The organism is Paenibacillus sp. FSL H3-0310 (assembly GCF_038002785.1).
In the GTDB taxonomy this organism is placed as follows: Bacteria; Bacillota; Bacilli; order Paenibacillales; family Paenibacillaceae; genus Paenibacillus_AQ; species Paenibacillus_AQ odorifer.
Map to the genome: position 1 here is coordinate 2,294,017 of NZ_JBBODC010000001.1, position 24,561 is coordinate 2,318,577.

The 24,561-nt window shown below is 43.6% G+C and carries 21 protein-coding genes; 13 read left to right on the top strand and 8 right to left on the bottom strand.

The window, feature by feature from the left end; translation table 11 throughout:
- Positions 1-9 precede the first annotated feature (9 nt).
- On the bottom strand, positions 10-642 hold the full coding sequence (locus tag MHH63_RS10255) for a hypothetical protein (RefSeq protein WP_341171465.1): 633 nt from the start codon (positions 640-642) through the stop codon (positions 10-12).
- 20 nt (positions 643-662) lie between these two features.
- Positions 663-2,006, bottom strand: a complete 1,344-nt coding sequence (locus tag MHH63_RS10260) for an amino acid permease (RefSeq protein WP_036688050.1) — start codon at positions 2,004-2,006, stop codon at positions 663-665.
- A gap of 322 nt (positions 2,007-2,328) precedes the next feature.
- Here MHH63_RS10260 and MHH63_RS10265 point away from each other — a divergent pair, with 322 nt between their 5' ends.
- Both MHH63_RS10265 and MHH63_RS10270 read left to right on the top strand, forming a co-directional pair.
- Positions 2,329-3,339 carry a 2-oxoacid:acceptor oxidoreductase family protein gene (locus tag MHH63_RS10265; protein WP_038571642.1) on the top strand — a complete coding sequence of 337 codons (1,011 nt, stop codon included), beginning with the start codon at positions 2,329-2,331 and terminating at the stop codon, positions 3,337-3,339.
- A gap of 25 nt (positions 3,340-3,364) precedes the next feature.
- The gene (locus MHH63_RS10270; RefSeq protein WP_341171466.1) at positions 3,365-5,671 is read left to right on the top strand and encodes a thiamine pyrophosphate-dependent enzyme; all 2,307 of its coding nucleotides are present in this window, start codon (positions 3,365-3,367) and stop codon (positions 5,669-5,671) included.
- Positions 5,672-5,975: 304 nt separating this feature from the next.
- Here the strand turns inward: MHH63_RS10270 and MHH63_RS10275 are convergent, their stop codons facing one another.
- The 5 genes from MHH63_RS10275 to MHH63_RS10295 form a co-directional block, all read right to left on the bottom strand.
- Entirely contained in the window at positions 5,976-6,794 is an 819-nt protein-coding gene (locus MHH63_RS10275; RefSeq protein ID WP_341171467.1) for an ABC transporter permease, read from the bottom strand.
- Positions 6,791-7,810, bottom strand: a complete 1,020-nt coding sequence (locus MHH63_RS10280) for an ABC transporter ATP-binding protein (RefSeq protein ID WP_445254230.1) — start codon at positions 7,808-7,810, stop codon at positions 6,791-6,793. Before MHH63_RS10280 ends, MHH63_RS10275 begins: the two co-directional genes overlap by 4 nt.
- Positions 7,811-7,833: 23 nt before the next feature.
- Entirely contained in the window at positions 7,834-8,631 is a 798-nt protein-coding gene (locus MHH63_RS10285) for an ABC transporter permease (protein WP_341143192.1), read from the bottom strand.
- 24 nt (positions 8,632-8,655) lie between these two features.
- On the bottom strand, positions 8,656-9,693 hold the full coding sequence (locus MHH63_RS10290) for an ArsR/SmtB family transcription factor (RefSeq protein WP_081390503.1): 1,038 nt from the start codon (positions 9,691-9,693) through the stop codon (positions 8,656-8,658).
- A gap of 503 nt (positions 9,694-10,196) precedes the next feature.
- A complete protein-coding gene (locus MHH63_RS10295) occupies positions 10,197-10,715 on the bottom strand; it encodes a MogA/MoaB family molybdenum cofactor biosynthesis protein (RefSeq protein WP_076128304.1) in 519 nt (172 codons plus the stop codon).
- Between the two features lie 165 nt (positions 10,716-10,880).
- Here MHH63_RS10295 and MHH63_RS10300 point away from each other — a divergent pair, with 165 nt between their 5' ends.
- The 11 genes from MHH63_RS10300 to MHH63_RS10350 all read left to right on the top strand — a co-directional run bounded on the left by MHH63_RS10300 (position 10,881) and on the right by MHH63_RS10350 (position 23,295).
- Positions 10,881-11,900: a CobW family GTP-binding protein gene (locus MHH63_RS10300; protein ID WP_076281690.1), complete on the top strand. Its 1,020-nt coding sequence runs from the start codon at positions 10,881-10,883 to the stop codon at positions 11,898-11,900.
- A 91-nt stretch (positions 11,901-11,991) separates the two neighbouring features.
- A complete protein-coding gene (locus MHH63_RS10305) occupies positions 11,992-12,339 on the top strand; it encodes a four-helix bundle copper-binding protein (protein WP_036688030.1) in 348 nt (115 codons plus the stop codon).
- Positions 12,340-12,549: 210 nt separating this feature from the next.
- A complete protein-coding gene (locus MHH63_RS10310) occupies positions 12,550-14,100 on the top strand; it encodes a response regulator transcription factor (RefSeq protein ID WP_248548758.1) in 1,551 nt (516 codons plus the stop codon).
- Positions 14,101-14,300: 200 nt separating this feature from the next.
- Positions 14,301-15,263 (top strand): ABC transporter permease, encoded by a 963-nt coding sequence (locus tag MHH63_RS10315; RefSeq protein WP_076184463.1) that lies wholly within the window; start codon positions 14,301-14,303, stop codon positions 15,261-15,263.
- 18 nt (positions 15,264-15,281) lie between these two features.
- Positions 15,282-16,151 carry a carbohydrate ABC transporter permease gene (locus MHH63_RS10320; protein WP_076128315.1) on the top strand — a complete coding sequence of 290 codons (870 nt, stop codon included), beginning with the start codon at positions 15,282-15,284 and terminating at the stop codon, positions 16,149-16,151.
- A gap of 29 nt (positions 16,152-16,180) precedes the next feature.
- Complete coding sequence (locus tag MHH63_RS10325; RefSeq protein ID WP_280753111.1) at positions 16,181-17,854, top strand: extracellular solute-binding protein; 1,674 nt, start codon at positions 16,181-16,183, stop codon at positions 17,852-17,854.
- A gap of 75 nt (positions 17,855-17,929) precedes the next feature.
- Positions 17,930-19,672 (top strand): sensor histidine kinase, encoded by a 1,743-nt coding sequence (locus MHH63_RS10330; protein ID WP_280753112.1) that lies wholly within the window; start codon positions 17,930-17,932, stop codon positions 19,670-19,672.
- Positions 19,673-19,675: 3 nt separating this feature from the next.
- Entirely contained in the window at positions 19,676-20,971 is a 1,296-nt protein-coding gene (locus MHH63_RS10335) for an ABC transporter substrate-binding protein (RefSeq protein ID WP_341171468.1), read from the top strand.
- Positions 20,972-21,113: 142 nt separating this feature from the next.
- Positions 21,114-22,058: an ATP-binding cassette domain-containing protein gene (locus MHH63_RS10340; RefSeq protein WP_076128324.1), complete on the top strand. Its 945-nt coding sequence runs from the start codon at positions 21,114-21,116 to the stop codon at positions 22,056-22,058.
- A gap of 14 nt (positions 22,059-22,072) precedes the next feature.
- Positions 22,073-22,786: a hypothetical protein gene (locus tag MHH63_RS10345; protein WP_341171469.1), complete on the top strand. Its 714-nt coding sequence runs from the start codon at positions 22,073-22,075 to the stop codon at positions 22,784-22,786.
- 44 nt (positions 22,787-22,830) lie between these two features.
- A complete protein-coding gene (locus MHH63_RS10350) occupies positions 22,831-23,295 on the top strand; it encodes a hypothetical protein (RefSeq protein ID WP_038571625.1) in 465 nt (154 codons plus the stop codon).
- On the opposite strand, the gene MHH63_RS10355 is transcribed toward MHH63_RS10350, so the two are convergent.
- The gene (locus MHH63_RS10355; RefSeq protein ID WP_076194710.1) at positions 23,287-24,525 is read right to left on the bottom strand and encodes a winged helix-turn-helix domain-containing protein; all 1,239 of its coding nucleotides are present in this window, start codon (positions 24,523-24,525) and stop codon (positions 23,287-23,289) included. The two genes, MHH63_RS10350 and MHH63_RS10355, sit on opposite strands and share 9 nt — an antisense overlap.
- Positions 24,526-24,561: the final 36 nt, after the last annotated feature.

A 24,561-nucleotide genomic window follows, 5' to 3' on the forward strand; every position in this document is an offset into this window, starting at 1 on the left:
AACAGAACACTAGTTAAAGTATATCGACAAATTATCATACCCCAAAAAGAATAAGTACATCCCGTAGAATGAGGCGAATCCGGTGCGAGTGGGCAAATCAACGGTATAAATTCCCGCAGAATGAGGCGTATCCGGTGTGAGTAGGTAAATTAACGGTATATATACCGCAGAATGAGGCGTATCCGGTGTGAGTAGGTAAATCAACGGTATAAATCCCCTAGAATGAGGCGAATCCGGTGCGAGTAGGTAAATCAACGGTATAAATCCCGAAGAATGAGGCGCATCCGGTACGAGTGGGCAAATCAACGGTATAAATCCCGTAGAATGAGGCGCATCCGGTGCGAGTAGGTAAATCAACGGTATAAATCCCGCAGAATGAGGCGAATCCGGTGTGAGTAGGTAAATCAACGGTATATATACCGCAGAATGAGGCGTATCCGGTGCGAGTGAGCAAATCAACGGTATAAATCCCGTAGAATTCCCGTAGAATGAGGCGAATTCGATGCGAGTGAGCAAATCAACGGTATAAATCCCGCAGAATGGGGCGAATCCGGTGCGAGTGGGCAAATCAACGGTCCCATAAGAAAAGGTGTATCCCCGTTCTACGCAATCGCGAAGAACAATGGATACACCTTTTTTCATGTTAGTGCGAGATATATAGTTTAGTTCTTCTTCCGGAATTTAGCGAATGACCAGATGGTAAGCATCAGCAGGAAGCCCAGACATGTGCCTATGCTGATCCGGTTCTGAGTGTCGAAAAGGAAGGAAATCGTGATAACCGACAAACAGATAAGCGTCAAAATCGTAATATAAGGGAAACCCCACACTTTAAAGCTTGGCTCTTTAGGATAGGTTTTCCGCAGCTTCAGCTGTGATAGACAGATGCTGATCCATACCAAGCTTACTACGAAGCCGGGAACAGCCATCAGCAGCCGGAAAAGTCCATCCTGTGCGAAGTACGCTAACATAGAACCAACAAAAAGAACTATAGCGCAAAGTTTAAGACTGTTGATCGGCACACCTTTTGCTGAGGTCTTTGCTAAGCTACGTGGAGCTTCACCCTGTGAAGCCAAAGAGTGCAACATCCGTGTGGCACCGTAGATACCAGAGTTAGCAGCAGAGAGCACAGCCGTAATCAGTATGAAGTTCATAACATGGTCAGCACCCTTAAGTCCTGTAGCTGCTAATACCTGCACAAAGGGGCTGGTATGCTCGTTAAGCTGATTCCAAGGAATTAACCCACAGATGATCAGAATTGGAATGGTGTAGAACAAAATAACACGTAAAATGAAGCTTTTGACAACTCTAGGCAACACTTTTTCTGCATCTTGAGTTTCTGTTAAAGTTAGTCCAATCAGCTCAGATCCGCCGTAGGAGAACATGACGACCAGAAGGGCAGAGAAGATAGGTGTCCAGCCTTGTGGGAATAATCCGCCATAATCCGTAAAATTACTTAAATAGGGAGTCCCTTCAGACATAGGCAATAGCCCAAACAATAATGCAGCTCCCAGAATAATAAAGATGATAATCATAGCTATTTTGATTCCTGCTAACCAAAACTCCGTCTCTCCATAACCGCTTACACTCATCATATTGATGCCAATAATTAAAGCACCACTTGCTAGACTCAGTAGCCATAATGGAACATCCGGTAACCAGTACTGCAAGAAGCTTCCTGCCGCCAGCACTTCGATTACGCAGACAGTCAACCACATGAAGCAATATAGCCAACCCACGATAAAGGAGAGCCGTTCTCCAAAAGCCTCGCGGATGAATTCCTTCATATTTTTGTTCGGGTATACCGTGGCCATTTCGGCAATTGCACCCATAACGACTAGTAGCAGCAAGCCTGCCAATACATAGGAGAGAACAACCCCTGGTCCAGCAATGCTTATCGTCTCAGAGCTTCCTTTAAAAATCCCCGTACCGATTACGCCGCCCATCGCCATAAAGCTGATATGCCGTGGAAGCAATTTTTTCTGTAATGATGCTTCGTTTGACTTCACATTTAATGCCTCCTAAGTAGGTTCAAAAAATTACACCAAGAATCAGTTTATCCTGAAATGGACTAGTTGAAAAGTATAAATGATACACATTTGTAGAAATAGAGGTGATTTTTCATCGGTGTGTGATATTTATCATGAAGAATGTGATGAATTTAACATCTTAATTTTTAATTTTATTGCTAAATGAAAGTAGATAAATAAGCTTAGGCAACACTTGGAAAATGCAAGATTTGTCACTTCGCGTCTTGCAAAATCAAGCTACAATCGTTGAAAAAGTCAAAAGGATATTATACTAGATGACATTCTGAAAGGGGCTATGTCGGTGGTACAGTTACCAAAAGTGAACGAGCTCGGATTTTTTGAGATTCGTCTGGAGTCAATTGGAGGGTTGGGTGCGAACCTGGCTGGTAAAATGCTTGCAGAAGCAGGTGTTGTCGGTGCTGGAATGAATGGGGTCAGCTTTTCGTCATATGGTTCGGAGAAGAAGGGATCAGCGGTAAAAGCGCATATCCGGTTTTGTGATTTGAATACGCCTATTCGTGACACGTCTCCGGTTGAGCGTCCGCATGTTGTTGGGGTATTTCACGAAGCATTAGCAAAGACAGTTAACGTAATTAGCGGAATTTATGAACATAGCACAGTATTGGTGAACTCAGCAAAATCGCCGGAGGAATTGAAATCCTCCCTGAATATGATGGCAGGAACTATTGCAGTCGTTGATGCTACAACTATCGCCTTAGATGAGAAAAACCGCGTTAATATGGCGATGCTAGGCGCGTTGTTCCGGATGTGTGATTTCTTGGACCCTGAAATTATGAAAGGCGTTATAGAGAAATCACTAGGCAAAAAATATCCACAGGCAGTACAGTCAGCACTGACTACTTTCGACCGTGGATTTAATGAAGTTAAGTTTATGCATTTTCCACTGCCTGCGGGCGTGACAATGCCTGAGTTCGTACGGTCTGATATTTCCGCATTGGGTTATGAAACACAGCCAATCGGCGGTACCATTACGAATCCTGGCAGCAGCTTTTTAAAGAACTTGAGCATTTCACGCTCCGGTTTGCTGCCTCATTTTAAGCAGGAGGATTGTATTCATTGTGCGCAGTGCGATACGGTGTGTCCTGATCTGTGTTTTGTTTGGGATGAGCAGCCTGATAAGAAGGGGCGTCCACAAATGTTCCTGCAAGGTATTGATTATCAATACTGCAAAGGCTGTTTAAAATGTGTAGAAGCTTGTCCTACAACTGCCTTGTCTGGCGAACGTGAGGAAGAGGGCTACGCAGAGAGTCATACGGTCCGGCATATTTTTGATCTCGTTACTGAGGCCTAATTAACGGAGGAAAGGTGGAATACACGTGGCTATAGATTATGAAAAAGAAGTAGGCTCTGCTAAAGTAGAGCAGAAATTCCTATATGAATCCGGCAATGAAATGGCGGCTTATGCTGCTCATCAGATAAATTATCATGTAATGGGGTATTTTCCGATTTCTCCATCGACAGAAGTAGCACAATTTCTTGATACGATGAAAGCGAATGGCCAGCATGATATTATGCTGATTCCGTCAGATGGCGAGCATAGCTCTGCTGGTATCTGTTATGGCGCTTCAACGGCTGGCGGACGTGTATTTAATGCTACCAGTGCCCAAGGTTATATGTTCATGCTTGAGCAATTGCCTGTACAAGCTGGTACGCGTATGCCTATGGTTATGAATCTAATCTGCCGTTCGATCTCTGGACCGCTGAATATTCATGGGGACCATTCAGATTTGTATTTTGCTTTGAATACAGGTTGGCCTATTTTAATGTGCCGGGATCCACAATCTGTTTATGATATGAACCTAATGGCATTGAAGCTTGCGGAACATGCTAAAGTTCGTCTTCCGGTAATGGTGGCTTCAGATGGATATTTCACCTCCCACCAGAAACGCCGCGTTCAAGCTTTTACTCATAGGGAGGATGTTCATAAATTTGTTGGACCACAACCTCCAACAGGCTTTACCGATACTTTAGACCGCAATAATCCGGTAACGGTTGGTCCTTATATGAACGAACCTGACTATATTAACAACCGCTATCAGCAGTCCGTAGCTATGTACAATGCGGGTGAAGTTTTTGAAGAAATTGCGAAGGAATTTGCTGAGTTAACCGGACGTCATTATCCAATGATCGAGGAATATCGGATGGAAGATGCTGAAGTAGCCGTATTCTTGATGAATTCTGCCTCTGAGATTATTAAGGATGTTGTGGATCAGCTTCGGTTGCAAGGGATCAAAGCCGGTGCAATCTCGCCGAATATGATCCGTCCTTTCCCGCAGAAGCAAATTGCTGAAGCGCTGAAAAATGTTAAAGCAATCACCGTTGGTGACCGTGCAGATTCTGTTGGCGGACATGGTGGTAACATGGTCAATGAAATCAAGGCAGCCCTGTTCACATATGGCAACACTACGACTAAAGTAATTAGCCGTATCTACGGTTTGGGTGGTAAGGACTTCTACGCAGAAGATGGTCATGCCTTTTTCCAATTAGCAATAGATGCTGTTGCTGCAGATCGAGTAGACATACCATTTGATTATTATGGCCACAATCCGGGTACACCAGATAAAGCTCCGCAACGTCTTCTGAAGCCAATGGACTTTGACTCACTGAAGACAGGGTTAATCACTGTGAAACAGGATGAAGCAACAGGCAAATTAAGCGTACGGATTCCGCCACTGCGCAGCTTGACGAAGAAACCTAAACGGCTCTCCCCAGGGCATGGTGCGTGTCCAGGTTGCGGGATTTTCTCAGGACTGGAGACTTTCTTCAAAGGGATTGAAGGGGATATCGTCGCACTTTATCATACAGGCTGTGCCATGGTAACGACTACGGGGTATCCGTATTCCTCCCATAAATCAACGTTTATCCATAATCTTTTCCAAAATGGAGCGGCTACCTTGTCCGGTGTCGTAGAGATGTTCTGGGAACGCAAACGTCGCGGTGAGCTGGATGGACTAGGGCTTAAAGAGGACTTTACGTTTGTTATGGTAACCGGAGATGGCGGTATGGACATCGGGATGGGACCGGCAATTGGAGCTGCACTGCGTGGTCACAAAATGATTATTGTAGAGTACGATAACGAGGGTTACATGAATACTGGAGCACAGCAGTCCTATTCGACACCACTGGGTCACCGTACTTCAACCTCCAGTATCGGCAAGCAGCAGCAAGGTAAAGTTACTCAGCATAAAGATACAGCACAAATTATGGCGGCTACTAACATTCCTTATGTCTTCACGGGTTCGGAGGCTTATCCGCAGGATCTGTTGAAAAAAGCGGCAAAAGCACAGTGGTACGCACAAAACGAAGGTTTGGTGTATGGTAAAATCCTGATCGCATGTCCGCTAAACTGGATGTCTGATGATAAGGAAGGCACGAACATCGTATCATTAGCTGTTGAGTCTTGCTTCTTCCCGTTATATGAAGTAGAGCATGGTTCTACGAATATCACATATAATCCTGAAGATAAGGGCAAACGTGTTGAGCTCTCAGCATGGCTGAAGACAATGGGTAAAACTCGTCATTTGTTGAAACCTGAGAATGAGCCAGCTTTACACAGCTTCGAAGAAGAAGTTGAGCGCCGTTGGAATCGTCTCAAGGCAAAACACGAACATCCTGACTTATAAGCTGTGTCTATCTCCAGTATATAAAATATGAAAAAACCCGGCAGATTTGTCTGCCGGGTTTTTTTGTGATTAGGGAGCATTTGCGCGTAAGAAGCAGTTTTCGGACACCACTGACCTTAAACACAGCTTTCTTTCCCATTTGGAATTCTAACGGACTCCATAGCAGTTATCGGCCCTAAAACTCCCAAAATGAACCCTTTTTGAAGGAATAGTGTCACTGGAGTCCGCGAAACTTCTGAAAAAGCTAAAAACCAGCAAATAACGTCTCTTAGGTCCTATGTGTTAAAGACTTGGTCATTTACAGTTAGAATAAAGTCCAGTTTCCTTTTACTCTTGCATGTTGTTCTGCTCTAACCAGAAGATAGCGGGTACAAATGACAAGACAAGCACTACCTGCGATTAAAGCGCCGAGAGCCCACCACCAGCTAATACCGATATTATCGTATAACGCCCCGCGCACAAGAACCAGACTATATGTGAGTGGAAACAGAAGGGATAAACCCGTTGCCCATGCTGGGAATACTGCTGGTGGAATACGAACCCCGCCAAACAGCTCCATTGGTGCTTGAAAGATGTAATAAAGTAGCCCTGAATCCCTTGAGAAGAGAGATATCGCACACAGCAAAGCTCCCCATATAACCGCTGATATCATGATAAGTATTAATACAGGTAATAAGGCGCCCCAGTTAACAGTCGTTACATCCGCAAGAAAAATGAAAGTCAGGATGGAGAAGCAAGCGAACATCCATATTCCGTGAAAAAGTGAATATATGGAACGTCCATACAGGAAGGCCATTTTTGACGCTGGTGTTAGGAACACTACCTCAAGTGTGCCCCCTTTGCGTTCTTGTTCGAATAACCATGCGGCTTGCACAACCGTCCAGTATAACTGAAATACGAGATATCCACTCAGCAAAAATAGGGGAATCCGTCCATCTGGTATTACTTTTGAGAGTGCTGATCCTGCTCCGGTTCTAAAGGGCTGCATGGTAAAGTAGGTGGTTAAAAAGGTGAGCGCCGGCCAGAGTAGAAGTGAAAAAAACACTGCGCGTCCCTTAACTCTATTTCGATGCTGCTTAGTGATCTCCGCGCTAAGGGTAAACCATAAGCTATGTAAGTTCATGATACCCTTCCTTCCGAAAGGAGGATAATCGCATCCTCCAAAGTAGGTTTTTCGGATGCGAAGCTTTTAATGCTAAGCCCCTGCTCCGTAGTCCATGGCAGCAGCTCTGTAATGATTCTATCAGCCGAAGGTGTCTTTACAGAAATGCGCTGCAGTCCATCATTTTGAAGTTCTAGTTTTTCTGTTGCGCAGACACCCATTAATTCCGCAGGCTGAGTAAATGTTCGTAGATGCTCTAGTAGCTTGGGACGAAGTGATTCATGCCAGCCTGTAACCTCTAAATGAGCAGTTTGCGAGCCTGCAACCTGATGGACAATCCGCTCAGGTTTGTCACAGAGCAGAAGCTCGCCTCGATTCAGTACATAAACTCGGTCACAAAGTTCTTCGACCTCCTGTAAATAATGGCTGGTCAGAAGGATACCCTTTCCACTGTCCAGTGCAAGCTTTCTTATCGTACTGCGAAGCTGTCTCGCAATGGGGGCATCTAGGCCAAGTGTGGGCTCATCTAGAAATAAGTATTGTGGATCGTTGATAAGTCCGCGGGCGATTTGCAGCCGTTGCTTCATCCCTTTAGAATATTGCTCAACGGGTTGGTCAGCAGCTTGAGTCAAACCTACTTCTTCCAGAAGACGTCCTGCTTCTCTAGCGATGTGAGGGCTGTTCATTCCATAGAGTTTACCGAAGTATTGAAGATTCTCTCTACCAGTGAGCCGCCAATACAACATTCGTTCTCCTCCGGCGATCATATTTACTTTTTGCTGAATGGCCTGTCGATTTTTGTGTAGTGACATTCCATCGACTTCAATACTGCCGGAGGTTGGCTCTAGGAGAGTAGAAAGCATACGTATTGTAGTGGTTTTTCCAGCGCCATTTAGACCGAGAAGACCTACGATTTCCCCCGCAGCGATATCTAATGATAGTGATTTGACTGCTGTCACTGATTTTTTTTCCGAACGAAACCAGCCCAATTTATGTTTGCTCTCGTAAATTTTAGTAACTTCATGCATGTTAATCAATGGTTTTCACCCTCTCCAAGGTTTTAGAATCGTTCGAACAACCCGCGCTCTATGCGCCGGTTTGTCCATTGACCAACCGTTATGTATACAACACTAAGCAGTATGATTGGCCATATATCAGGTAATCGTAATGCTTCTCCAGTTAGCAGCGAGCCTCGAAGGAGTTGTAGCGCATAGGTCAATGGAAAGATCTCACCTATAGCCTGCAAATAGTCAGGCAAGTATTGCCTTGGAAACTGAAATCCACACAGTAGAGCAGTTAGTGTAAATAGAGTATTTTGCACAATGAAGGTGTCCCTTGTATAAAGCATAATGCTTCCTAGCACCAGCGCCATCGCATAACACGATAGTAAAAACAGCAAAATTCCCACGAGGACAGATATGAAGTGAACAGAGGGGAGTCGAAGTCCTGCCAAAAGGCCAAAGAAGAGAACCACCAGCAATTCCGCCCCACTTCGATACAACTGCTGGACTGCGTTACCTAGAAAATAACCGCTCCGGCTTGAAGGGGAGAGCAACAGTGCCTCAAGTGTACCTTCCCTCCATTCGGTAATAAGTGCCCTGGATACATTCATCATCATACTGACGGAAAATATACTGAGCATACCTCCAATAATTACATAGGTCAGATAGTCATCACTGCCACTATAGATAGCAAATTTTGAATCTATATCCCCTTTGATTAGATACACATAAGAAAAATAAGAGATGATGACTAGATAAACTCCATCAATAATGTGCCCGAATGTAAAGGTCCAGGGAAAGGCTCTAAGATTAGATTTTTGGTTTCTTTTTAGGGTTGCGATAGCGATATGCCACATATGTACTCACACCTTTCGTTAACCTCATTGTTCAAGGTACTGCCTTTGCAGGATGAGCAGATTATCAAAGACTTCTTTGTTCACTGAATAAAATAAATAGTTCCCTTTTCGCTGTGATTGGGTAAATCCTGCTTCACTTAGTTGTTTTAGCTGTTTAGAGACCGCAGCTTCAGAAATACCCAATATTGGCGCAAGCTGCTTGGTACAATGCGGCCCTTTCCACAGCAGTTTCAGAATTCGCATCCGCGTATCATCACTTAAAGCTTTGAGTTGGCGCAACAGGTCACTCGGCGGTCCCTCACTAAAGGCAAGACCGGGAACATCCACCGTGAGAGGCAAAAATAAAGTGTCTTCGAACCAGCCAACAAGCAGATGCGGAAATATGAATGTAGAAGGAAAAACGTACACTTGTCCAAGCTGGTCATAAGGAAAGTAATACGTTACAGCCTTTTGTACTGTCAGAGTCCCGTTCTCTGAGAGGAGGCGTGGGTGGAGCGTATTTAATGCCTTTTCCGGGGAACGACTGGCTAAGTCTTGAAACTGAGCGGCTGAGATGTTCATAAATGGTTCGATATAGTCCCATTCCTGCCCGAAATAATCATGTTCGTATGTAATTAATGTTGAGATTAACAGCTTGCGAACACTAGCCAGATTGTTTATCAGGTACTTCACGTTTCCACTCAACTTCATCAGCGAACGTTTGCTTTCAGATTCATTCAGCCATTCGACTATGGTACTTAGTGCAATTTCTTGATTCATAAATAGATACACTAGCTCTGCATCCGGAAGTTTTTTGAGTAGGGTGATTCCTTGATTGCAAGAAATAGGGACACCCATACGGTCCGGTAAATCTAGCAGAGCGATCCAACGTTCTGACAACTGCCCAAGTGTGTGGATGTTCTCCTGTAGAGCAAGAGGCATTCTTTTCTTGAGCTCCAGAGCCCATTGTAATCTTGTTGGATGGTGTTCTGGTTGATGGAAGACATGCAGACTGCATAATAACTCATGAAAAGGACTGACGACCGTTTTGATCTTTCGATTTAAAGTTTGGAGTGAGCTCATCTCTTTCCTTTCCGATTAACTGTTTGGTTAATCAAAAACCACTTTCGCGTAAAGTGTTCAAAATTATAGGGGGAATGATCAGGATTGTCAAATCTTTTAAGCAGAAAAAAGCGAGAGCACATCCCCATGCGTTGGACAAGGATGTTTCTCTCACTTATAGGATTCTTTTAATAGAGTTATGAAGTAGAGTTTTATCTTCTGCCTCTAGGCATCATGGAGTTATCGCACATGATATCTTTAACAGAATAGGTGTAGCAATGGCGAGGAACTGGGACACAGTGATGGCGTCTAACGATTTCTACCGGGTGAATAACATTCACAACTTGAGGGTGGTAATAATCTTGATAAACCACCTTAGGTGGGTCAGTGACAGTTTGGGCCGGACATTTTGGACATTCTTCTGACATTTCCTTCAGCTCCTTTGTGTGTGAACTTACCGTATTATACGCACAGAACAAAGGTATGCTTGGTTATTTGTCTAGTTTATAAAAAAATGGGTGGGATTATTGTTTGTATATCTCTCGCATTACATGACGAAGCTCCGGGATAATTAGCCGTTCCATAGCCAATTTAACGGCTCCAGTGGAGCCGGGCATAGAAAAAATAGCTGTGTTGCCAATCGTACCTGCAATTGCTCGACTAAGGATTGCCGCCGAACCTATATCCTCTGTGTAGCTTAACATTCGAAAAATCTCACCGAAGCCCGGCAGCGTTTTATCCAGCAAGGATGAAACAGCTTCGTAGGTGGTATCACGGGGAGAAATTCCTGTTCCACCCGTGAGCAGTACGGCTTCAACTCCAGTGTGATCAGCGTTTTTATAGAGTAGTTCACGAATGTCTTGATAGTTGTCTTTGATAATGGTACGGCCTATAACTTCATATCCGGCAGCCTCAAGCATGGATTGGATTAAAGCTCCACCGGTATCGGTTTCGGTAGTTCTGGTGTCGGAGACGGTAATGATATAGCAGGATACGGATTGTGGTGCTTCCTTCCGATGTTCTTCAACGGATGACAATGAGATCAGCTCCTAAATTAGAGATGTTCTCATGATAGGGTATGGAGGAAGCAAAGACAAGTTTCGTTATCCAGCGCTAATCTTTTGAGGTTATAGGGATGCCGCTTGCGTGCTTTGGCATCATGTAGTAAACTCGCTACCATACCCGTAATTTGCAAGGAGCGATGAATCATGGAACAGGTTGTACCTGTGTATATATTGTCAGGATTTCTGGGAAGCGGCAAAACTACCCTGCTGCAGCGCCTGCTGGAACATTGGAAAGATCAGGGCTTACGCCCGGCAGTAGTGATGAATGAGCTGGGTGAAGTGAATCTGGATGGGCTGCTGGTTGAGCAAACCGTTCCTATGGCAGAGCTGCTCGGCGGCTGTATCTGCTGTTCTATCCGAGGAGATCTCAGTACAGAGCTAACTACTCTTATCAAGAAGGAATCACCGGATGTTGTTGTTATTGAGGCCACAGGTGCGGCGAACCCGCTGGAAATTGTAGATGGCGTAACCGAAACTTCACTGTATCAAAAAGTAGAGCTGAAAAGCTTGATCACTGTCGTTGACGCCGCGCATTTGCTCGAATTGTACCGTGCGCAGCAAGGCGCAACCTATCGACTGATGCAGGAGCAAATTCGCTGCGCCTCTGTTTTGATTCTGAATAAAACTGACCGTGTCTCAGCAGATGAAGCAGAAGAGATCATAACCGTTCTGCGAAAATGGAATTCTTATGCACCGATTATGCCAGCGGAGCGTTGTGAGATCGACACAGAGGAGCTCCTGCGTAGCGCAGGTGGAGTTCTTACGGATTCACAGCTTGAAGAGGGCGACAGTGAAAGCCATGTGCATGAGGAAGCTCTGCAACCTTCAGGAGGCACCCATGCTTCCCACGATCACGTGATGGCATACACACATTACTTCAAACGACCTGTCAACAGCGAGACCTTTGAACAGTTCGTCAAGGAGCTTCCGCGGGATGTTTATAGGGCTAAAGGCATTGTGACCTTTAATGACACCTCCAGTCGTTTTCTTTTTCAATATGCTTACCGTGAAGCTGATTTTATGAAAATCACACCTCAAGGCGAAGTGCCAGACGTAGCTGTATTTATCGGGGAACATTTCTCATCCAGTGAGTTACGCACGAAGCTGCTGGAGATGGAAGGACGTATTTTAGTTCGGCCTGGAACGATCAAAAGAAGCCTGTAATCCGTTCTGCTTCAGAAGAAGCTGTGGTTCATTCCTAATCTTGTAGGTTAATAGTAAGGCATACCATTAAAAATGCAGGAGGTTGAAGGCTATGACCCGAATTCAATATCAGGAGTGCATTGACGCTTGTCTCGAAAGTATGAATGCCTGTAACTACAGCTATGTCTCAAGCCTAAAAGAATATGATCTTGCATCTCTTCGTGAGAGCATGCGGCTCGATCGTGAATGTGCGGATATTTGTTCTTATGCCATTCAAGCAATGACCCGTCAAAGTCCGTTTGTATCTGGAATTCTAAAACTATGTGCAGAAATATGTGAAGCATGCGCGGATGAGAGCAGCAAGCATATACATAATCACTGCCAAGAATGTATTAATGCCTGCCGTAAAGCTGCAGAGGCATGCCGTTTGATTAGCGATGCTGTTGAGGTATATGCGTAAATCGTATAACTTAACTCTCATATATGAACTAATAGCCAGACTGTTGCTGTAGAGATATAGCAATAGTCTGGTTTTTTATATCCAGGTCTGTTTGATTCATGCTATTGGTAGAAAAAAAGGAAACAAGCATGTAGAATGCTAAATACATACAGATTTAACCTTTTACATATTATTGATAGCGCTTACAAAAAAGATTGGAGGAGCAGTATCATGCAAAAGGTCCTTTTAGTTGATGATGAATTTATTATCCTGGATGGCATCTCATCGGTAATGAACTGGGAAGCATTGGGCACAGAACTTATTGGAACCGCGCAAAATGGCTTGGAGGCATTAGAATTAATCAAGCAAGCTATACCTGATATTATTATTACCGATATTCGTATGCCGGGAATGGACGGGCTGGAGCTGGTGGCGACGGTTACAGCGCTTCATCCTGAGACCTCTTTTATTATGCTGACAGGCTTCTCAGAATTCGATTATGCTAAGATGGCGATGCAGTATGGGGTTAAACATTATTTACTGAAGCCGTGCAGCGAAGAGAGCCTGAATGAAGCGCTAAGCGAGGTAGTTCAGAAGCGAGAGGAACGGCAGTACGAGGAGAACTTTATCCTATCGATAAAATATGGACTGGAACGTGTACTTCCACATGCCAAAGAACAATTCCTGAAGGAGCTTGTGACGAACAAGACCTATGGTGTGGAGGAATGGAAATATTTTGGTGAGCTGTTTGGACTGAATTTTCAGAGTCAACGTGTTAGGCTACTGCTGGTAGAGATTGAAGGAGAACATGAATATGAGCATTTGTTCGCGGTCAGTAATATTGCGGGAGATATTTTTCAACATCATATTTTAAGCTCCACCGTAGGGCGGCGTGTTCTGTTATTAATGGAAGATGACCTGTCTGAAGCTGCTTTATTTGAGAAAATAGACAGCATCCGCGCTACCTTTATGAAATATTATCATATTGATCTGACGGCCGCATTAAGTGAACCTGGAGAGCTGACGCAAGTAAGGCGTTTATTCACGCAGACGATTGAATGTCTTAGCCATAGATTTTATCTGGGGGAAGGGAGCTTAATTACAGAAAAAGATATCAGCATTCCAGAGGATGAGGAAGGTCTAGAGCTGCAACTGGATCTCGAACACCTCGTTATGCTCATTAAAGCGGGGCACTGGGCAGATGCTGAATGCGAGCTGCTGTCACTTTTGCATCAACTTCTGAATTTTAGATATGACATTGCCAAGACCAAATCCTATCTGATCCAGATCTTCATGGAGATTATACGTTTGAGTGATCAAAACAAGATGCAAACATATATTGATAAGCTGCCCCGAATGATGGAGACTAGCACGCTCCAGTCTTTTCAGCAGTTTGTAATGAGTATTGCAGAAGAGATTACCCTTGATCGTTATAGCCGCAATCGCAGTAAGCAATCGCAAATGGTGGCAGAGGTAAAGCGTATCGTGGATAGGCGTTATTGTGAAGAGACATTAACTTTGCAGACTGTTGCACAGGAGATTTATATGAATCCTGATTATGTTAGTAAGATGTTCAAGAAAGAAACGGGGGAAAAGTTTACGAATTATGTTATGAAATACCGGATGCAAAAAGCGCTCGAAATCATCGAAGGATGTGCACATTTTACGATTGGACCTCTAGCTGAAGAAGTCGGTTTTGGAGATAATGTATCCTACTTTAGCAAAGCCTTCAAGAAATTCACGGGTTTTTCTCCTTCCGAATATAAAAAAACGGCTCCATAATTGTTTCATTTAAAGATAGCCCATATACCCTACGTACTTGATCGATAAGTACTGTGGGGTATTTTTGTGTGCGAGGACAAAGAGGGTTCCACGGTTTTGAACAAATAATTACCGGATATGAACATGGGGAAAGGACAGCTTTACCTGTAAAGTTATGTGCATAAGGAAGCTAGTCATATTACATACGGGGAGGCCAACCAATGGAGCTTAAGCATCAGCTGCTGACCAAGAAGTCCGGTATGAAACCCGGCAAATGGTCTTATGTGAAAAAAGAACTGCAGCGGAATAAATATGTGTATATCATGTTAATTCCCGTGGTGCTCTTTTATCTGATTTTCAGCTATGGGCCGATGTACGGTCTGCTAATGGCTTTTCAGAAATCCTATAGTCCTATAAAAGGGATTATGGCGGGGCAGTGGATCGGGTTTGATAATTTTAAAATGTTTTTTGAAAGCTACTACTTTTGGCGGATTATTAAGAACACACTGATTCTTAGCTTTTACAGTATTATTTTCGGATTTCCGGCACCCATTATATTGGCTTTACTGTTAAATGAGGTCCGGAATAAGTGGTTCAAAAGCACGATTCAAACCGTTAGCTATATGCCGCATTTCATTTCAGTCGTGGTTGTTGTCGGTATGTTAAAAACATTCTCAGCACTTGATGGCGGGTTGTTTAACGTAGTTCGTAGCTTTTTTGATCTACAGCCTGTGATGTTTCTGGCAGAGAAGGATATGTTCCGGCCACTTTATATTCTCTCCAACATCTGGCAAGGTGCGGGCTGGGCTTCCATCATCTTTTTGGCGGCGCTTAGCGGAATTGATCCCCAATTATATGAGGCTGCCAAAATAGATGGCGCAGGTCGCTGGAAACAGCTTCTGAACATTACCCTGCCGGGAATTATGCCTACTGTCGTCGTTATGCTGATTCTGCGTCTGGGCGCGGTTATGAATTCCGATTTTCAAAAAATATTACTGATGCAGACCGCTCCAACCTATGAAACCTCGGATGTTATCTCAACCTTTGTATACCGTTCTGGGGTGCTGGAAGGCAATTATACGTATTCCACAGCCATTGGATTAATTAACGGGGTTATAAATTTCTCACTGCTTTTGCTTGCCAACTCTATTAGTAAAAAAGTGAACTCCACCAGTCTTTGGTGAGGAACAGGAGGTGAACCTATGCGACGTTCGGCAGGTGAACGTATCTTTGACTGTATTAATGTGTTGCTGTTGTTAGGCATCATGGCTGTATCGATTTATCCGCTCCTGTATGTGCTGAATTCCTCTGTGAGTGATCCGAACGAACTGCTGCGTTCCAGGTCATTAATGCTGCTGCCTGAAGGCTTTCAGCTCGAAGCTTACAAAGCGGTATTTCAAAATTCGAAAATCTATAGTGGATATTTAAATACACTTTTTTATGTAACTGTTGGGACAATCGTTAATTTATTGATGACATCAATCGCAGCGTATTCCTTGTCCAGATCAGATCTTTTCGGTAGAAAAACACTGATGAAGTTAATCACATTCACGATGTTTTTTGGCGGAGGGATGATCCCGACTTTTCTGCTCATTCAGAACCTCGGGATGGTCGATACCCGCTGGGCGATGATTATACCTGGAGCGATTAGTACTTTTTATTTTTTGATAATGAAAACTAGCTTTGAGGGAATACCGATCAGCTTGATCGAGTCGGCGAAGCTTGACGGAGCTAATGATATCTTGATTTTATTCCGAATTGTACTGCCACTGTCCAAATCTATTCTCGCGGTTATGACTCTTTATTATGCGGTTGACCATTGGAATGATTATGTAGCCCCGATGCTGTATTTGCGCAGTCAGGATCTCTATCCGATTCAAATTGTAATGCGGGATATTCTGATTAGCAGCAGTACAGAGTCAATGGGAGCTGGGGTAGATACAGGCTTCGCTATCGGTGAGAACATCAAATACGCCACTATCATAATCTCAACGTTACCAATCATGCTGGTGTATCCGTTTATCCAGAAATATTTTGTTCAAGGCGCTTTAATCGGTGCCGTGAAACAATAAATAACATTTATTTATGGAGGCGATTTTGGGTGAAAAGAAAAATAGGGGCCATGATGTTAAGTTCCGTCCTTCTTTCTACAATGCTGGCTGGCTGTTCAGGCAATAATGATGGAACTAGTGCGGGTAATAAGGCGGGAGATCATAAGGGGAATACTACCGCAACTAATACGCCGGTGGAGAAGCTGACAGAAATTCCACTGCCAATTACAAAAGACGGAATGACGATTAATTACTGGCGTGCCAATGATGGTAAGCTTACCGCTTCTTTGGAGAGTTTTGGTGATATGGCCAGCTATAAAAAGAAAGAAGAGTTGACTGGCATCAAAGTGAAGTTTACGCACCCACCACTTGGACAGCAGAAGGATCAGTTCAACCTGTTGATTTCTACGAAAGAGCTTCCAGATGTCATTTATTATAATTGGGCGGATGCGGTTGGTGGGCCGGAGAAATTAATTGAGGATGGCCGAATTATCCGTTTAAATGAGCTGATAGAACAATATGCACCGAATCTTCGCAAAATCATTGAATCCGACCCGGATGTAAAAAAACAAATCACACTGGATGATGGAACGATCTATATGTTCCCTCTTCTGAAGCTGGATGCGCTGAAGCTGAATGCCACTTCAGGGTTGATTATGCGCAAGGATTGGCTCGATAAGCTGGGACTGAAGCCGCCGACCACCATTGAGGAATGGCATACTGTTTTGAAAGCGTTTAAAGAAAAAGATCCTAATGGCAACGGGAAGGCCGATGAGCTGCCGTTCACTGGAAACTGGGGTCCTGGTGACCTGACGAAGCTGCACGATTTCTCACCAGGGTTTGGGGTAATCGGCGGTTTTCAGATGAATGGGGATAAGGTCGAATACGGGCCGATTCAGCCAGGTTATTCAAGCTTCTTGGAAACGATGGCCACATGGTATAAGGAAGGGCTTATTGATCCGGAAATTATGACCAACGATGGCAAAGCCTTTGATTATAAAGTGACGAATAATTTAGCCGGTTCTTATGGCGGTGGTGTCTTTAGCGGTATGGGCAAATTCTTCAACCTGATGCGCGATACCGATCCGAACTTTAATCTTACAGGTGTACCTTGGCCGGTTTCTCCTAGCGGAACAGCTTATGCTACTTTTAATATGAACAATAAAGTATTGACGTATGGTGAAGCAATCACTACCGGAGCGGATAAGGATAAACTGAAGGATATTGTCCAATGGATGGATTTCAATTACAGCCCACAAGGACATGAATTGTTCAACTTCGGAATTGAAGGTGAGAGCTATGTGAAGGAAGGAGAAGGAATAAAATTCACAGATGTCATTACCAACAATCCTAAAGGTTTGACTTACGATCAAGCGTTAGCCTCATATGCGCTTTCGATTATGGATGGACCCATCAATCAGGATAGCCGTTATTTGGATGCTTTATTGTTCGATGAGGGGCAACGAGAGGCTAATGCTTCTTGGATGAAGGCTAGCTCTGATTTGACGCTTCCTCCGTTTCGTTTGAGCGTTGACGAAGCCAGCAAAAGCACTTCCATTATGAGTCAGGTCAACACGTATCTGAATGAAACGATGACAGCAATCATTAATGGCCAGAAACCAATCTCAGAATTTGAAAAAATGGTGGATACGATCAAAGGAATGGGCATTGAAGAAGCTATAAAAATCCATCAGGCTGCGTATGACCGTTACATGGCTAAATAAGCGGATTAAGAAGACTATCCGGGTTATCCATAATGTGGTATACAAGTTATATTACAGTGACAAAGGAGAGCCCGGATGAAAGTTTATCGGAATTTGAGTATTAAAATGAAGGTGTTCCTGATGATTGTTCTGATACTGATTCTGATTATATCCATGGCGTTCGGTTCTTTATATTATGCCTACTCTATTTATGACAAGCAGCTTTATGACAAGTCGTATCGGCTGCTTAATTTGTCTTCGACTACGATTGATATGGAGCTTAAAAAGCTGGAATCCATGACTTTGACGATGATTGCTGATCGGCAAATTCAAGAAGGCCTTAAGGAATTGCGCAAAGATGATTCCGATTTTACTGGATATGTTACACGGCAGATGATTGCTGATCGGTTATGGACGCATATCAGTATGGACGAACGTTACATTCAGTCTGTACATTTGATCGATTCCCAAGGGAAGGTCAGCAGATACGGAGAGACGATTCTGTTCACAGAGGAGAAATCGGCACGAATGAACCGAGAGGCAGAAGCGGGGAATGGTGCTGTACGTTGGTTGTATCCTGACGATTCAGATCCGATGCTGGTCATGGTCCGAGAAGTGAGAGCTTATGATCCAATGACGCTAGATAAGCTGGGCACGCTCTATTTACGCATTAATATAGGGAGGTTAGCCCAAGATTACGCTGGTGTGGCCGCAGAAGACAGCGATATTATTTTGAAAGCAGGTCAGGAACTGGTTTATCCTTATCGGAAAGTGGCGGACGGTGTAACAGCGGTTTTACAGCCTTTAAAATCAGGGGCTGGATACGAAATCAAAGAGATGAATGGAGAAGTTGCCTTTGTATCACAGAAGCAATCTTCCTACTCTGGATGGACTTACTACAACTATGTTTCTTATAATGATATTTTTGAAAAAACCATTTGGCTGAAGAATACAATGATCATTATATTTGGAATTGCGATTGTGATTATAATTGCGCTAGGGATGAGCTTTGCCCGTAATCTGACACAACCGATTCGCTCGCTGATCAGTCAAATGAAAGAGGTTCAATATGGAGATCTGGACAGTATGGATACTAAGCTGATGGCTCCTCCACTTCAGCAAATGGATGAGGTGGGGTTATTACAACGGACATTTCGTCAGATGATAACACAGATTAACACATTGATCAAAGAGAACTATGCCAACCAGCTGATTATAAAAGAGACAGAATTTAAGGCTTTGCAAGCGCAGATTAATCCTCATTTCCTCTATAACTCACTGGATTCGATCCACTGGTTAGCTAAAAAAAGTGAACATGCACAGATTTCGAGCATGGTTGTCTCGCTTGCTTTTCTTCTTCGGTCATCGATCAGCTTGAAACAAAATGTAATCACAGTCGCGCAAGAGCTAGAAATTGTGAAGCATTATATCACTATTCAGAATTATCGGTTTCAGAAACGTTTGGATTTTCATATGGAGATTCCAGAGGTCTTTAATACTGTCTCTATTCCAAAGCTAACCCTGCAACCGCTGTTGGAGAATGCTATTCAATATGGTGTTGAGACGATGATTGAACCTTGTCAAATTCTATTATATGCTGAACCATTTGATGGCAAGCTAGCGATTGTAGTTGAGGATCGTGGCCCCGGAATGGAAGCAGATTTCCTCAAACGATTACTAAATGGGGAAGTAGAGACTAGAGGCACAGGTATTGGCTTGCTTAACATCCGTGACCGGGTCAGACTTGCCTTCGGTGAGGAATATGGCATTTATGTTGAGAGTACGGTTGGGTTTGGAACAAAAGTCAGTGTTCTTTTGCCGTTCCCGCAGGAGGTGTAGGTGATGCGCAGATTCATACTTAGCTTGGCACTGCTATGCATGATTACAACTCTCGGAAGCTGCGGGCAACAAAAGGACCTTCCACCAGAGAATGCAGTAGAAAAAATTAACCTCCGGATTGCCTGGTGGGGAAGTGACTTCCGGAATAACGCTACAATTCAGGTTATCCAAATGTATGAACAACAGAATCCTCTGGTGAAAATTGAATATGATTACAGCGCCTTTAATGAGTATTGGAAAAAGCTTGCACCTAGTGCAGCAGGCAATGTTCTTCCAGACATTATCCAAATGGATATCTCTTACCTTTCGCAATATGGAACTTTGAATTTATTGCAAGACTTGTCACCTTATATTAAGAGCGGACTTATAGATACGAGCAGCATCAGCGACAACAATCTTGCCGGAGGTAAACTAGGCGAGCAACTATATGGTTTTAATCTAGGGATAAATGCTTTGTACAGTGTGTATGATCCAGAAGTTTTTAAGGAGCAGGGAATTGAGCCTCCAGGGACGGATTGGAGCTGGGAGGATTTTGAGCAGATCGGCGTTACTTTAAAGGAACAGGGGAAAGGAATTTATCTGGGAACTTATCTGACGCCAGAACAGTTTTTTGCTTATTATTTACGGCAGAATGGAGCGTCATTGTTCTCGGAAGATGGAATAACCCTTGGCTATAGCGATGATCGCTTGTTTGTAGAGTATTTCGGACGTATGCAGCGTCTGATGCAGGAAAAACTGATTTTCGAACCTGATATCTGGACGTTAGATGTTAACAAACCGGATCAAGACCCTTTTTACAAAGGGGAAGCATTGCTGGGTTGGGGATATTCTAATCAGTTTATTAGCACTGTTCAGCGTTACGGAAAACCGCTGGCTTTAGCCACCATGCCAGGCCCGCACAATGATTGCGGCTTATTCTTGAAACCAGGGATGTTTTTTTCGATTTCAAAAAGCTCTAAGCAAAAGGAGGAAGCAGCAAAATTCATTAATTTCTTTGTCAATAATCTGGAAGCTAATAAAGTGCTTAAGGGAGAACGTGGCGTCCCGGTGTCCTCAGCTATTAAAGAGCAGATGAAGCCATTTCTAGAGCCAGAGCTTGCACAGGTTTTTGAATATATTGACTGGGTGGAGCAGAATAGCAGTCCGATGGATCCACCGGATCCGGTGGGTGCTTCAGAAGTAACTAGCGTATTACGTCAATTATATGATCTGCTTATGTTCAGCAAAATCACTCCTGAAAAAGCTGCCGAACAGTTCCGCCTTCAAGCCGATGAGATTTTATCTCAGAATATAAAATAAACAAAAAAAGGGGAGAAATACTGGATTGAAAGTAAATTTTAGAAAGGGCTGCTATGGCAGTTCTTTCTTTTTTTTGATTCCTAGAAGAGGAAATTCGTAGGGAACCGGAGAATTAACAGTAGATATGAAGGGAGAATGTTAAGTGGCGAACTTAGTAGATCGTAACTTTGCCGGCGGTAGTATAGGTGTTGCTACTTCCCTAATTGAATTAGAGCAGATCAGTAAACAGTATGGACGCCGACCCGTATTGGAGGATGTATCGTTCACTATTGAAAAGGGAACTGTAACTGCTCTGATCGGACGAAACGGATCCGGCAAAAGTACCCTGTTGTCAATCTTAGCTGGACTTGTCCACATTTCCTCAGGAAAGCTGAGTTGTAAGGATCCAAATCTGAGAATTGGTTATGCACCTGAGATGTTTCCAGGGTTGAAGCTGACCCCAGAACAGTACTTACGAAGTATGGGTCAGATTAGCGGCCTTGCGCCAGTCCTGATCGAACAGGAGCTAACAACGTTATTTCAACTTTTTAAACTGGAGCACTTTCGCAAGCAGTCGATGCTAAATTTCTCCAAAGGAATGCTGCAAAAAATTAATTTGATTCAAAGCTTGTTGGGAAGTCCCTCGTTGCTGCTTCTTGATGAACCTATGTCGGGCCTTGATCTCCCCTCAATGAATAAGTTAGCTGATCTTCTCATCGTTTTGAGAAATAAGGGGACTGCTATAGTCTTCTCTGTACATGAACCCCAATGGATTGAATTGCTTGCGGATCAGGTTCATGTGATACATGAAGGGAAAATTGTAAAGTCAATTCAGGGGTCAGAGAAGCTAAACATAAAACCCTCTACATACATACTATTGTCTAATCTGTCGATTCAGAAACTGCAGCAATTGAAGGAAATGGCAGGTTTCATTTCAATAAATACGTTTAAGGATAGTTGTAACATAGAACGTACGGCGTTGACAGTAACAAGTTCAGAATCAGATACTTTTTTGCGGGTTATCTTGGAGTCGGGTGGTTCAATACAATCGGTAGAACCTCGCGGAGGATCGCATGACTTAGAAAAATGGATGAATCCTAGGAGTTGAACAGGGGGTCTTACGTGTATCCGTTTATCGTTTACATGCTGCGAAGTTATACTCGATCTCAGCGTTATTTCGGCCCGTTAGCAGGGATTGTGATTGCAGTCTTGATATTGTATTCTTATAAGCCCAATCCAGTTATGAATAGCTATGCCGCTACAGCAGTAATGCTCTTTATAAGCTGCGCTTGGATGAGTCTTAGTTTTTTGAATCATGAGCACGCTGTTCATCGGCAGATTGCAGTTGTTCACATGCGAAGTGTGGCTAAACATAGTGCAGGTGGTATCTTAACGCTTGCATTTCTAACGCTGCTGCTAGATCTATTGATTGTCCTTTATCCTTGGGTAACGGGTCATTTTGCAGAATCACCCGGGGGATATCGGTTAATTCTCGCGCTCATAGGACATGGATTATTGGGTATGCTTGGTGTGGCTATTGCCCTATTCTTTCAATCTTCTTGGGTTCAAAAAGGCAGTCATGCGACAGGTATGTTGTTAGCTATCGTTATACTATCACTGGGCGGAGCACAAATCAGCGAAAGTTTGCCTGGTATATTTCATTTTTTGATCTGGTTGTTGCCGCCAGTAACTCCTGTAATGGAGGCCATGATGAAAGCTGATACTTTGTCATTAGCGGAGTTGTTAGGTTCCTTTGCACAAGCATTAGTATATATAACACTGCTTATCGGTTTTTATTTGTACAGATCAAGACAGAGGGATTACAACAAAACATAACTTGTATAGATAAAAGGAACAAGGATACAGAAGTGGGGGAAAAGATGAAGGATACATATGTACCTGAGAGTGAACAATCAAAAGAGTTATTCGCCTATTTTGGACTGGCAGTTTATTATGGACAGGCCCTCGAGCAGCAGCTTACCAACTTGCTATTGCTTACTAAGCTATCACAAGGAAAAACGCCAACAGAAGCAGATCTGACAGACCTTTATCAGCGAAAACTCAGCAATTCACTCGGCCAACTCATCAAAGAAATCCAACATCATTTTCCTTTCTCGGAGCAAGAAACCGCTCAGTTGGAGGAAGTATGGAAACAACGTAATTACATCGTTCATGATTACTTTAAAGAGCGTATACAGGAAACCTTTACGCCTGCCGGAAGGGCTAAAATGATTCGGGAGCTGAAACGTTTTAAAAATAAAGCAAGTAGACTTGAAGTTAAACTGCAAGGCTACTGCACAGAAATGTTCACGAAACTTGGATTAGAGGAGGAAAACTTATTGTAATAATCCTTCTAATCCGCAAGCTGTTACAACCTCTGGTCTAAAATGAACCGAAGAAGCTCTAACACAGCGAGAGAGTGCAGTTAAAGCTTCGCCTAATGCCGGAATCATCTCCGGTGTTAGGCTTTCTCCAGGTTCCCACCACCAATTGTTAATATTCAATGTTTGGCTCTTCTTATCCATCACCGGTTCAAATCTGCCAACAAAACGATCATTATATAATATAGGCAGTACATAGTAACCATATTCTCGTTCTATTGCCGGCTTATAGACCTCCCAGCGGTAATGAAATCCGAATAATTGCCGAACCAGCTCACGTTCCCACAACAAATTATCCAGCGGAGCCAAAACGGCCGCAAATGAATCACGTGGTTGAAGCCCAATCTCTTCAGATTCTTGCAGTATCACAGACTCCAAGGTTGGAGCATCTATACTGCGGATATAAAGCGGAACCTTAATCCCCTCGACCCAAACTTTTCTGAGACTATCCTTCTCCAGCAATCTCTGAATCGCCGCCGCACGCTCTTTGCTCTTCAGTCCGGATATGCCCAGCCATCCGTCTCCAGATTTATTCCATAACAAGCCGATACTTCCTATTCTACGTAACACATACCAATCATGAAATTGTTCTTCCGTGACATTTGGATCGGCTGAACTCAGCAGCTCTGAGGGTAACAAACGTTCAGCGAAATCATAATATCGCCGGGTATGTACACGATGGTGGACAACAATCTCTCCCCAAAAGTACATGCTTTCCATTGCAGCTCGTGATAATCTTGTCGGAGCCCAAGCCCAATCTACTTTTTCCTTTCCGTCTAAATCCAGAGAGGAGAGGGGGCCACGCTTCTGAAGCTCTTCACGAACCTGTGCTACAGCGACCATTACAGGCTCATTAGCCTGATGGTGGGAGGCAGCAGCTGTTCTTCTCCGCTTAAAATAAGGCCAATCCTCTGTACAATAAATTGACATGTTCTTGTCCCAGCCATCAACGAGCAGTCTGTCTTCATACAGAAGCTCTTGGACCAGTTCTGGCGTAAATCCCGGAATCCGTGCCTGGAGGACCAGCTCATGATTATGGCCAGCGATATTAAGGGGGTCATATTGGATGCAGCCTACGTGACGAACATAGTCATAAATACTAAGTTTTCCAGAAGGGATAGCTCCAGCAGTTAACTTTTGATGAGATAGCAGAAAAAGCCTGGCTTGTTTCTTAGTCAAATTATAAGTAAGCATCGTTTGCTCCTCCAAGGTTATGTATTAATTTCCATA